Source organism: Tannerella forsythia, assembly GCF_001006485.1.
GTDB lineage: Bacteria > Bacteroidota > Bacteroidia > Bacteroidales > Tannerellaceae > Tannerella > Tannerella forsythia.
Genome location: NZ_JUET01000138.1, coordinates 1 through 12,539, shown reverse-complemented (window position 1 = coordinate 12,539; position 12,539 = coordinate 1). Strand labels below are relative to the sequence as shown.

Sequence of the window (12,539 nt, the reverse complement as noted above, 5' to 3'; positions counted from 1 at the left end):
TTTATAAGTCCTCAAAGGACTATCCAATCAAAATCCGTAAGGTTGAGTATTGGGATGAAGAACAGAATCGTCAATTCGTTTTCCTTACAAATGCTTTTGATTTGACCGCTCTTCAAGTTGCCCTACTCTATAAAAACAGATGGCAGGTCGAGTTATTTTTCAAATGGCTCAAGCAACATCTGAAGATAAAAAAGTTTTGGGGAACGTCAGAGAATGCAGTACGAATCCAGGTCTATTGCGCCATCATATCGTACTGTCTTGTTGCTGTCCTCCAGCACGACATGCAACTTGAAAGAAGCATATATGAGGTACTTCAGATCCTTAGCATTTCACTTACCGACAAGTCTCATTTGGTTGATCTCTTCAGTCAATCTAAATTCAATAATGTCAAAGATCAAAGTGGTCTTGATGGACTTAGTTTGTTTGATAATTTTAATTTTTAACCTGTCCGATAATTTTTAGTGGACACTAGTGATATTTGGACGAAAGACCTGCTTCTTTCCTTAGCATCTTTATTGTGCTAAAGTAATGTAAACAAACAATAAGAGTGCTTTTTAAGCCGCAAAAAAAGGATTTATAGAGGAAAGATAATTATTTCTGGGCAAATATACGGATATTCATATAATATAAATTCCGATTTGTCAATTCGATAATCTTTATTTCAATACATATATATCTATAATTATCTTATTTGGGTACGATAATCCAAATAAACAAAGATGTGCTTTTAACCGTTTTGTTTCTATTTCATTTACCACATCGTTTTTTTATAAGCCAGAATGCCTTCTGCCGGAAAATAACGCCGGTTCCCGATTTTGAAAGACGGTAATTTCCCGTTTCCTCTCCACCTCAAAGCTGTTTTGAAATGTATTCGCAAAATCCTCGCTACATCAAAAGCATCGTAATAGATTTGTTCCTCTATTTTTTTTGTTAGTTCGAAGCAAAAAAATATCTTTGTACTGACAAAATGGTTGTAATATACGACTAAAATTTCAGAGAAATCATCAAGAGACCTTATTTATGATAATAGACAGAAATGAATACATTGCACAGTTATTCGCAAAGCGATGGAATGGTAAGGTGAAGATTGTTACGGGATTAAGACGTTCAGGAAAGTCATTCCTACTCTTCACTCTCTTTAAGAATCGATTGATTGAGGAAGGAGCTCAAAAAGAAGATTTCGTGGAGGTAGCTCTTGATAGAAAATCGGATATCAAGTATCGTAATCCCAATCTCCTATACGACTATATCATGGAGCAAACAAAAGATATGGGCAGGAAATACTATGTTTTGATTGATGAGATACAGCTATCATATAAGATTAAAAATGAACACATTGATGAATCATCGGTGCCTGAAGAGGACAGAGACATGCTTTACATCACGTTCTATGATATCTTGAATGATCTGATGGCACGCCCGAATCTGGATGTGTATGTGACCGGTTCAAATTCCAAGATGTTGTCGCATGATATCGTGACTAATTTTCGTGACCGTGGTTCTGAAATAAAAGTTTATCCGCTATCCTTTGCAGAATACTTGTCGGTGTCCCGGATGGAGAAAGCCGATGCTCTGGAGGAGTATCTAATGTATGGCGGTATGCCTTTGACGGTTCTTGAACCGGATGAAAAGGAAAAACGCAAGTACTTACAAGGGCTCTTCTCGAATGTCTATATCAAGGATATTGTGGAACGCTACAACCTGAAAGATGACAACATATTAAGTGCTTTGGTTGATGCTCTATCGTCGTCGGTAGGCTCACTGACGAATCCAAATAAACTTGCCAATATGGCCGATTCTCTGATGGGGAAGTTACCTTCACACAATACAATTAAGAACTATCTGGACTATTTGGAGGAGGCATTCCTTTTCCATAGCGCAAGACGATGGGATGTAAAAGGGCGTAAATATTTCGACAAGATTCTGAAGTATTACGCCATGGATTTAGGCTTAAGGAATGCCAGATTGAATTTTCGACAACAAGAGCGTTCGCATCTGATGGAGAATATGATTTACAATGATTTGATTCGCAGAGGATACTCTGTGGATGTGGGCATTGTAGAGTTGACTCGTGTAATAGACGGTAAGCGTAAGTTGTCGCAATACGAGATTGATTTTGTGGTTAACGCAGGTAATAATAAGGTGTATATTCAGTCGGCATTGAATGTGGATACTCCTGAGAAGAAGGCACAGGAGACTTTCTCTCTGAGAAACACCGGCGACTTTTTTCGTAAGATTGTCGTGTTGGACGGTAGCCGCAAACTTTGGTCAGACGAGGATGGCGTAATGTATGTGGGTGTGATACCATTCTTATTAGAAGATGTTGTGGCGGAGGTAATTGGATAAACAAACAAAAACCTAATATCCAGATGCAACATGAGGTAGAGTTGAATAGTATAAACTTACCATATCGTTTTTTTATAAGACAGAATGCCTTCTGCCGGAAAATAACGCCGGTTCCCGATTTTGAAAGACGGTAATTTCCCGTTTCTTCCCCACCTCAAAGCTGTTTTGAAATGTATTCGCAAAATCCTCGCTACATCAAAAGCATCGTAATAGATTTGTTCCTCCTTTTTCAAATTTTTCTCTGTCATCATAGTTTCAGGTTGTAAAGATTATTCGTTTGTTGTTCGATAATTCCATTGTTTCGCATATAACTAATATAACTCTTGGCCGTACGGTCTTTGACGTCGACCGTTTGCATGATTCTTTCGACCAGTTCGTTGTAAGATAAATGCTCTTGGGCGTGAAAGACTTCTTTTGCGATTTGTCCCAATTCCGTAAGTTTCCGTTTTTCTTTGTCTTCCGGAGATTTCTCTCCCCGGTAAACGTGCATTTCCTTTTCCCTGTCCCATCCGAACAGCATCAAAGGTACATCCAACGGGCTTCCATCTCTTACTTTAAGGGCTTTTACGACCGACAAAGCCGGATTCTCATCTTTCTCTATGGAGAGGATGGCCGCCGACTTGCGCTGAAGTTCCGAACCGATATGCCCACGCAGTTTAATCCCGTTCGGGACGAAATGGAGCACACAGATAATACAGGTATTGTAGATACCGGCAAGCCGGTAGAGTTCGTCCACAATGGCAATACTCTCGCTTTCATCATTGGCCGAACGGATCAAGTCGGCTATTCCATCGATGACGACCAGATGAATTCCCCCATACCGGTGATGATACAAATCGATGCTGTCTTTTATCAACTGCAATCTCTCTTTACGTGAAAGAGCTGCAAGAAATATGGGATGATAGAAATCGGGAACAGACGTAAGAGAGGCTCTTCGGAGTGTTTTTCCGATGTTTTTATGAAGTTGGTATTCCGACTGTTCCGTATCGTAGTGCAGAACCGCTTTGCTCCGCATATTCGGACAAACATCCAGTCCGAGCAGATCTATCGGGAAATCCCTCTTTTCAGTATGCAACACTCCGGAAATAATCGCCGCGATATAGTTGCTCTTGCCCGTTCCCTCCCCACCCGTAATGCAGAACAGATTGTCGTAAGTTCCCAAAGGAACGTCGTTCACGGAAATAACCGTTTTGGAACGATCGGGCGGATTGTTATAATTGATTTCACACGAACTTAAAAGCATAATGGTTTGTGTATATAATTGTTCCAAATGGTCGGATATCAGCTTCCTGAAATCTTCTGTGCTGTTTCCCAGCTTGAAGTAGTCGGAGATATCTTTCTCTTGTTTGTTCCCGGATAAAGGCAATTCGATCCGCTGTAATTTATGGTGAGAAAAACGTTCGCACCAGCGTGTAGAGGCTTTTATGCCCGTTTCGTCCATATCGTACAAAAAGAAAATATGCCTGAACCTTCGTGCAAGCATTTCGATGACGGATTCTTCGATATTGCCTGTCTCACTGTTGAAACAGATAGCATGGAATCCATGAGAGGCAAGGGATAATACATCTTTCTCTCCTCCCGTGATGAAAAGTATATCTCCTCTTTGCGGAAGTTGCTCCATCCCGAACACGTAGGTTTCCGGCAATATTCCTCCGTAAACGAACCGGCATTGACTAAAAGGAGACCATTGCACGGCATTTTTGCGATATATTTGCCTGCATTACTTGCATATATCACTGATATTTAGTATTTTTATATGTATAAACAAGAGCGTAAATATGGCTACCAAACAAACAGAATCGGCACCAAGCTTTCTGCAAGTATACACTCAGGTTCGCCGAGATCGCATGAAACACTCTTTCCTGCGTCAAATCAATTCCTCCTGTTGATTGGCGCGGTATTCGCACACTGCTGAACAAGAAATACACTAAGACACAGAATGCCATAGGTAACCCCGCCTACGATGCACTGTTGATGTTCAAGATTCTACTCCTAGAGACTTGGTATGGTTTGAGTGACTACGAGGTTGAGGAGCGTATCAACGACTCCTTGCTTTTCAGTGAATTCCTTGGTTTGGATCTCGGCTTCCCCTCCCCCGACCACAGCACGATTAGTCGTTTCCGTAGCGAACTCACTCGCTTGGGGATTATGGATAAACTCCTTCGGGAGCTGAATAAGCAGTTCAAGAAGCACGGCATCAGCCGTATCGATCAAGGCGCAATCGTTGATGCGAGCATTGTGGATAGTCCTTACGCCCCTGATGGTAGTGTAGTCATAGAGGTGGCTGAAGATCGAGAGGATACTCGTTCGGAGGAAGCTCGTACACAGGAGGAGGCTTATCTTTGTGAACTCAAGAGTGGCAAACCGGGAGTAGACTCGGAGGCTCGTTGGGTACGCAAAGGCAGGCACTATCGGTATGGATACAAGAAGCACGTCTTGACGGACGAGCAGGGCTTGGCAGAAGCAGTGGTCACTACCTCGGCTAATTGTTCAGACACGGTTGTATTACCTGAGCTGATCAAGAAGTCCAAGTTGCCGGGAGGAATCGGTGTTCTGGCCGACAAAGGCTATTGTAGCAAGAAGAATTCGGAGTATTTGGCCCGTCAAGGTTTGATAGGTGGGATTATGCTCAAGGCCCATCGAGGTAAAGTCCTGAGTGAAAGTCGGAAACGATTCAATCGGATAATCAGTAAGACGCGCTGCTTGATAGAACGTACCTTCGGTAGTATTCGACGATGGTTCAGTGGCGGACGATGTCGCTATCGAGGGTTAGCCAAGACACATACCCAAAATATCCTTGAAGCTATGGCCTACAATCTCAAGCGTATGCCGGGGCTTCTTGTGCTTCAAGGTGCCAAATAGGCGCAAAACGACCGTTCCTCAAGGTCAATTGACCTTGAGGAACGGGTTAAGGGGACTAATCTCCAAGCTGAAAAACACATCTAAATGCTCAAAAAACACAAGGAAACTTGTTCGGTATTGGTGAGCTGGATTTGTGCAATGGTCTCAATTGGCTTCAATGGTCTCTTGGGGGGATGTCCTATTCCGATTCATCCGTAAGCTCTGCAATCACCGGGAGTGGTTTATAACTGCAAGATGAATTCCCTCGTTTTTATAATCTTCTGATTATAGAAGAATTGTTATTTTGAACTTTAAATCTTCTCAATTTGCCCAAAGAAAAATTATAACGAGCATTAATCTGTACGTAAGTATTGTCAGGAAAATATTCATGAATGACATCATAGATACCATAAAGCCTATGATCCTTGAATTTATATGTATTGAGAATGTCGTTTGCGACAATATTGAGAATCAGTTTTTTATCAAAAAAACTCCCAGATATTCCTATCGAAAGATTGTACATGCCTTCCTTTTTCTCTAATAAAGTCTCCCCTAGATTGTTATACAAGAAATCTATATAAAAAGAAATGTTCTTTAATAGAGTAAAATCATTAGATGTTTTAAAATAATATGCAGGGCGAACTAATTTTATTTTTTTGCCATTAAAAGCTAATTCTGCGAATGGCTTAGTGAAAATAAAACTGTTCGATGAGGTAAAGTTCTTCGACTTAAACAAATAAAACACATTGGCATATGCAAATTTAATGGATTTATGGTTATTCAGCCTGACAATAGTAACGCCTTCATTATTGGTATCTTGATAATAGTTATAAATAGTGGCATTTTTTTTGTGCCTATAACCGGCATTTAGTCGAATTGATTTAAAAGAATAAGATAAAGAAAGATCATCTGTGATAGTAGGCAACAAGTAGGGGTTTCCTTGTCGATAAAAGAAAACATTATCGTATCTAATATTAGGACTCAAATTATTGAATGATGGTCTACTGATTTTTCTTGTATAATTGAAATTTATTTTGCTATTCTTGTTTACAGCCCAATTTAATCCTAAAGAAGGAAAAAAATTAATATATGTAGTATCTATAACTTGTGTGTATGCATGATTACCCTTAAAATGAGTGTTTTCTATTCTCAATCCAGCAAAAAGATCTATGTTGTTGATTTTTTTTTCGATATTAGAAAAAAATGCAGGGATAAACTCTTTGAAGTCACATTTGTATGTAAAGTTGTTGTTCCATCCAATATTGTTTTCAAGGAAACGACTGTCGGAATTATTTGAGATATAGGAAATTTTAGTCCCCATAGCCAGTCTTAGTTCTATTTTTTTTATCAGCAAACTATAATTAATCTGATAGTCAAATGCTTTGTTTTTTCCACTGAAGTCATATTTATGATTAAGAATATTATCCTGTGAATAGTATTCTGTTATTTTTTCTTTCGAATTATTATTATGTAATGTATAATTAAATGACGAGTTAAATTTGTGAATATCAAGATATTCTTTTTCATATAAAAGACTAAGATCATAATGATCTTCATCAGACAGAGGTCTTCTATTTGTCTTGATCGTGCTTTCCTGCATACCTTTTATATAGAAATTGTTGATATTGATTTCAGGTTTTGCTCGATTGTTCCAACCTAATAATTGAAAAGCAAGTCGGCCCTTCTTAATAGGGAAATCGACCCCAATCGTATAAGCATGATTATTTGATTTATAATAACCATTATTATAAATGTTATTCTTGTAGCCGTTTGATAAATTATTTGTCAATGTGTTTTCCGTTGATTTTCCTTTGTTATTCGAATATACATAATCTAAGTACAGATTTATTTTTTCATAATTAATATTGATGTTGGGATTAATATTACATGAAAAGGCATTGGAAATGGTTTCTGTAGTTTTCAGAGACAACTCCAATCCTTCTTGTTTGTTTGTTTTTGTATTGATGATAATAACTGCATCTGCATCTGCATCATACTGAGAACCAGGATTGCTTATTAATTGAATATCCTTTATGTTTGCCGGACTTACAACTTCTAATTCATGCGTGTATAGAACTTTACGATTATTTATGTAAACTACTACATTATTTTTCCCAGAAATAGAAATTTTATTATTTGAGTCTAAAAGAACAAATGGCAATTTTGTAATAACATTATTGATAGAGGCTTCATTAGAAAGGTAAGTTTTATCTACAGAAAGGATGTAACTATTGTTTTTTATCGAAATTTTAGGTTTAAGGGCTGTTACAACAACTTCATCCAGATCTATAGTCTTTTTTTTCATGTAACAAATTAAAGCGTCCATGGTACTTCCATTGCCATCTATGTCGATAATCTTATCTTCATACCCCATGGACGATATCTTTAACCTGTGTTTTTTTTGACCAGGCAATTTAAATGTAAATTTTCCATCCACAAAACTTCCTTGAAGTACAACCGTTGAATCTGTAATTATTTCAATATTAAAATAATCTATATTTTTATTATCTTCCAAATCAATAACCTTTCCATTTAATGTCATTGATTGACTCTGGATTTGAGAATGAAGCTGACAGGTCGATCCTAAAACTATCATTATTAAAAGAATTGTTCTCATATCCTTTTAAATTATTTTATTAACTGCTCATAATATAACTCAAATGCTTTCTCCGGATTGCTAATGCGACTGCTGCATAGTTGCATGCTTGCTCCATTGAATATATTCTTGTGACGATTCCATGCACATCCCCCATCACATATTGGAAATAATTTACATTCACAACATTTTGGATCATCCATCATATTGGGTCCCCCTATATAACGAGATAGCAATTCATAATTAGTTATTTTATTTTCTACAACATTTCCTACAATAAAATTCTCATCTCCAATATCATTCCAACATTTATACAATTCACCTTTGGGCCCTATCACAAAATAATTTACAATTGTGGCACCACAACCTCCTACGGTATATTCTGGTCTAAAATTTACTTCTAAACCATATTTCTTATGTAACTTTTCAAAGAACTGCATTTTCTCTGAGGTTGTAAAACAGATATCTCGACAACCGTTTGCTGCAAAATTATCCTTATTTGTTTCACGATTAAGAGATTGAAAGTCTTTTACAAATGCTGGATAAACAATGACATTTCTACCTTTCCATCTATCAGACAATTCTTTGAAAATTTCAATAAATGTTTCAGAATTAGAATGATCTAGGTTCGCACGAATAGCAACTCTCGTATCTGGATTTAAATCAATAAACTGCTCAATATTTTCTACAATCACATCGTAGGTTGGCATTCGGTTTGGAGCCAATGTACGCCTGTTATCATGAGCTTGTTTGTTTCCATCAATGGTGATTTGTATACATGTCAACGGATAGTCTCTGAAGAATAATGATTTCTCTCTTGTTAACAAATATCCATTAGAAGTCATTGTATGATGGCACAGCTTTATATCTGATATCTCTTTTATGTCAAATAAAAGCCTTTTAATTGACTCAAAACCCATCAGCGGCTCTCCTCCGTACCATGTTAAATTGAGATTCTTAACCCGCTCATATCTTTTTATAAATTTGATTATTTCTTTTTCAACCTCAGGTGTCATATAGATAGGTTTACGACTACCTTCATAGCAATATGAACAACTAAAGTTACAGTGTGTCGTAGGAGCAATAGCTAATCCTAAATTAACAGCATCGAAAGTGTTAAAGTAGAAGTTCATTCTTTTGTTATAGAAGAATTGATTGTCATCGGTTACGATTACTTTCGCTTCCTTCAATTTTTTCAGCGACGAATCGCTGAGTTTATTAATCAAGGTTGAATCTTGTTCTATCTTTTTTAATTCTTCAAAAGAGTTTCGATCCAATCGAATAAATGCATTAGATACCGAGTTATATAATAAACATCCATATTTAGATGATTCGAAAAGGAAGTTGTATTTAGAAAAGACCATATTTTTTTTTATAAAACCACTTATGGCATGATTTTTTATACACAACCATATCGCTTCCCCAATAAATTCACTACAAATGTAGTGAATTTATTTTTTATGACACGAGTCGATTCCGCTTAATTATAGATTATTAACAAATGAAGTCCATTGATTCTCTTTCAATTTCAACCACCGGGGCTATCACATTTGAAAGTTTATACCGTATGCTTGCCCTCTTTCTTCTATAATTTTATATCTCTAACACATTAATTCGTGCTTGTTTTGATAACTGAGCATAGCAATCATCATGTTTAGAAGTGTATTAACGGTTCAAATACGATCGCCCTGTCTTTCAACAATATGGTATTCAAGGCAACCACATCAAAATGTGTGTATCTTTGGATTATACATGTGAAAGATTATTTTTCTGAAATATAAGATCCTCGCGTCGTGGGTCGTTGTAAGCATAAGTTAAGCGATATATTGGTGATTGCTTTGGTTTCTTATCTGTATGGAGGAGAGGGCTATGAGTCTATGCATGAGCTTTGTTCAGAGCGAGAAACTTCGCTTCGTCCTCTTGGTGGAACTCCCTAATGATTGTCCGAGCGTAGACATCTTCGAGAGGGTTTTACAACGCATTGATCCTGAGTCTCTCTACGCCTGTCTTGAAATTATGGTAAAGATTTGATTAGTGATCTAGAGGGTAAGCATATCGCTATAGATGGTAAATGTCTGCGTGGATCCAAGAAGAGAAGAGGGTGTACGCGTATTCTCTTGGGTTGATGAAGTGGGCTTAAGCCTGATACAAGAAACCGTTGTGGAGAAACACAATGAACTACAAGCTATTCCAGAAGTTTTGGATAGCCTCGATTTATCAGGTGCAGTCGTCAGCATTGATGCTATGGGAACACAAACTGCGATTGCAGAGCAGATTATTCGATCAAATGCAGACTATGTTTTAGTCTCAAGGGCAACCAGAAACATTTGTATGAGGATGTCGAATCTAATTTTACAGGTAAATATAAACATCATACTTACGAAACCTTGGAGAAAGATCATGGTCGTATTGAGAAGCGTATCTACACAGCTTTGCAAGCCACAGAGGTCTTTAATGAGAGTGAATATATTCAGTGGCAAGGCTTAAGAAGTTTAATTCAAGTAGAGCGTATGGTAAGTAATCCGGAGGGTGAGAGTCCTGCAGAAAAACAGTATTATATCAGCAGTTTGGCTCCCGAATACTGCGAATAGCTTGGGCGATATATTCGAGGGCTTTGGAGCATTGGGAATCGCTTGCATTGGCTCTTGATGTAACATTTAGGGAAGACGCTTGTCGAGCACGGAAGGATTATTCAGCAACCAACCTAAATACCCTGAGGAAGTTTGCTTTAGCCATCGTATCGCAATACAAAGACAAGCTATCCTTACGAAAGAGATTATTCAAAGCTGCTCAAGATTTGATGCGGTTGCCCTGATATGGTCTTAGACTTATCACGTTATTATTTTATTATTTTAACTTTGAAGTCGATCTTTGTTTTCTAGCTTTTAGCCAAGGCGGAAATACGGTTTACTTCTTCATTAACCAGATAGATTATCTCCTGCTTTATCTGCTTGTAGTTGGCTTCAATGGATGCTTTGAGGCTGTCCTGTCCCGACTCATTCGTAAACGCTGCAATCACCGGGATCGGTTTATAGCTTTTTGTTTCTGCGGAAATCTTCGCACTATCCACGACAATCTCTGCGTGGAAAATCTTCTGTTCGATGCGTTCATCGAAGTTGTCCGAAACGGCACCGACAAACATTCCTTGCGTCAGGTTGCTGATCTTGCTGGCCGGGATAAGGCTGTCCATTTGCGTACTGATGGAGGTGGATTTGTCGTTTCGGTTAATCGTCATGGATTGGCGTTGTTGCAAAACTTTCCCGAAGCGCTCCGATAACGTCTTGGCCGTTTCACCTACGACCTGACCGCTGAAAACATTCCCCACCGTATTCTGAATCACCTTGCTCTCCTTGTCTCCGTAATCGCGGGTAAGCTGACTGAAATCCTGAAAGCCCAGACAGACTGCCACTTTATTGGAACGAGCCGTAGCAATCAGGTTATCCAGCCCTCGGAAGTAGATGGTGGGCAGCTCGTCGATAATCACCGAGCTTTTGATCTGCTTCTTTTTATTGATCAGTTTCACGATCCGGCTGTTGTATAAACCAAGTGCCGCCGAATAGATATTTTGTCGGTCGGGATTGTTGCCCACCACCAGGATTTTCGGTTCTTTCGGGTTGTTGATGTCGAGCGAGAAGTCATCGCCCGTCATTACCCAGTAAAGTGCCGGAGAAATCATCCTCGAAAGCGGAATCTTGGCCGAAGCAATCTGCCCCTGAAGCTGATCCTGTGCGCCTCCTTCCCATGCGTCCATAAAGGGCGAAAGATAGTTGGCCAGCTCATCGTAGGAAGTCAGAATCGGAAAGATCTGCGCATAAGGTCTGTTCAGAAACTCGATGGCATGCGGAAAGGTGCAATACCTGCCGTTCTCGTATATCTTCAGGAACCAGATAATAGCCGCCAACAGGATGATCGGCGACTCCACAAAGAAATCCCCCTGCTTCTGAATCCACGTGCGGTTCAGATTCAGCATGATCGTGTATGCCGATTCGTAAGCGTCCGATATGTCGGACATGAAATCCGGATTGATCGGATTGCAGCGATGCGATCTTCTGGGATCATCGAAGTTGATTACGTAAAACTTCGGCTGCACTTCATACGCCTTCCGATGTCTGAGCAGATGGTTGTAAGCGATCTCGGAAAGGTCGGGGAATTTATAGTCATAAATATACATGGCAAATCCCTTCTCGATTTGTTGCTTGATGTAGTTATTTACGATCGCGTAGGATTTTCCCGACCCCGGCGTACCGAGCACCATACTCGCGCGGAAAGGATTCACGACATTGATCCAACCTTCGCGCCACTTTTTCCGGTAATAAAAACGAGTCGGGAGATTCACCGAATACTCGTTCGTCATCAGGCGGGTTTCCTGCATGAAACTTTCATTCTCCACATTGAATACATCGTCCATCAGGTTGTGCTTCAACAGGCGACTGATCCAGGAGCCGGCCATCAGCAGACAGATAAATCCCGCGCTCAGGGTAAGGAGGTAGCAGACAGCCCGAAGGTCTATGCCGACCGGCAGGATCAGTATCCATCCGTTCAGCAGATAGAGAGCTGCTCCGGCACTCAATACCACCCCGATCTTGCGCCGGGTGATCCGTTCTTCCTTGACACCTTTCGTTCCCAGACAGGGTATTGTTAAATTTATATAGTACTATTATCTTTGCTGAAAAAAAAACTATGGATTGTCCAAGATGTGGAAGCATAAATCATCGTAAAGATGGCATTGTCGGTGGTCGTCAGCGCCATTATTGTA

At 39.3% G+C, this 12,539-nt stretch carries 6 protein-coding genes and 4 pseudogenes; 4 read left to right on the top strand and 6 right to left on the bottom strand.

What is annotated here, in order from left to right; all coding sequences use genetic code 11:
* Positions 1 to 443, top strand: a 443-nt coding sequence (locus Tanf_RS13310) for an IS4 family transposase (RefSeq protein ID WP_046826187.1), incomplete at its 5' end; no start/stop codon positions are given.
* 308 nt (positions 444 to 751) lie between these two features.
* Here Tanf_RS13310 and Tanf_RS16545 read toward each other — a convergent pair.
* A complete protein-coding gene (locus Tanf_RS16545; RefSeq protein WP_235188691.1) occupies positions 752 to 853 on the bottom strand; it encodes a helix-turn-helix domain-containing protein in 102 nt (33 codons plus the stop codon).
* A 167-nt stretch (positions 854 to 1,020) separates the two neighbouring features.
* Between Tanf_RS16545 and Tanf_RS13300 the strand changes: the two genes are divergently transcribed.
* Complete coding sequence (locus Tanf_RS13300) at positions 1,021 to 2,346, top strand: ATP-binding protein (RefSeq protein ID WP_046826185.1); 1,326 nt, start codon at positions 1,021 to 1,023, stop codon at positions 2,344 to 2,346.
* A 56-nt stretch (positions 2,347 to 2,402) separates the two neighbouring features.
* Here the strand turns inward: Tanf_RS13300 and Tanf_RS13295 are convergent, their stop codons facing one another.
* Complete coding sequence (locus Tanf_RS13295) at positions 2,403 to 2,597, bottom strand: helix-turn-helix domain-containing protein (protein WP_010956331.1); 195 nt, start codon at positions 2,595 to 2,597, stop codon at positions 2,403 to 2,405.
* Positions 2,594 to 4,033: pseudogene (locus Tanf_RS13290) on the bottom strand (AAA family ATPase); the annotation flags it as partial. The gene Tanf_RS13295 and the pseudogene Tanf_RS13290, both read right to left, overlap by 4 nt.
* A 91-nt stretch (positions 4,034 to 4,124) precedes the next feature.
* On the opposite strand from Tanf_RS13290, the pseudogene Tanf_RS13285 reads away from it, so the two are divergent.
* Positions 4,125 to 5,208, top strand: a pseudogene (locus Tanf_RS13285) (IS5 family transposase).
* Positions 5,209 to 5,458: 250 nt separating this feature from the next.
* On the opposite strand, the gene Tanf_RS13280 reads toward Tanf_RS13285, so the two are convergent.
* Together Tanf_RS13280 and Tanf_RS13275 are read right to left on the bottom strand one after the other, a co-directional pair.
* On the bottom strand, positions 5,459 to 7,804 hold the full coding sequence (locus Tanf_RS13280) for an outer membrane beta-barrel family protein (protein WP_060828392.1): 2,346 nt from the start codon (positions 7,802 to 7,804) through the stop codon (positions 5,459 to 5,461).
* 11 nt (positions 7,805 to 7,815) lie between these two features.
* Positions 7,816 to 9,147, bottom strand: coding sequence for a radical SAM/SPASM domain-containing protein (locus Tanf_RS13275; RefSeq protein WP_021663339.1), 1,332 nt, complete (start codon positions 9,145 to 9,147; stop codon positions 7,816 to 7,818).
* 429 nt (positions 9,148 to 9,576) lie between these two features.
* Between Tanf_RS13275 and Tanf_RS13270 the strand changes: the two are divergent.
* Positions 9,577 to 10,598 (top strand): annotated as a pseudogene (locus Tanf_RS13270) (ISAs1 family transposase).
* Positions 10,599 to 10,661: 63 nt separating this feature from the next.
* Here the strand turns inward: Tanf_RS13270 and mobC are convergent.
* Positions 10,662 to 12,425, bottom strand: a pseudogene (gene mobC, locus Tanf_RS13265) (conjugal transfer protein MobC); the annotation flags it as partial.
* Positions 12,426 to 12,539: the final 114 nt, after the last annotated feature.

Excerpts from the sequence above, each read along its gene's own strand:
- Tanf_RS13300 (WP_046826185.1), top strand. The coding sequence starts at position 1,021 with ATGATAATAGACAGAAATGAATACATTGCACAGTTATTCGCAAAGCGA.
- Tanf_RS13295 (WP_010956331.1), bottom strand. The coding sequence starts at position 2,597 with ATGATGACAGAGAAAAATTTGAAAAAGGAGGAACAAATCTATTACGAT.
- Tanf_RS13280 (WP_060828392.1), bottom strand. The coding sequence starts at position 7,804 with ATGAGAACAATTCTTTTAATAATGATAGTTTTAGGATCGACCTGTCAG.
- Tanf_RS13275 (WP_021663339.1), bottom strand. The coding sequence starts at position 9,147 with ATGGTCTTTTCTAAATACAACTTCCTTTTCGAATCATCTAAATATGGA.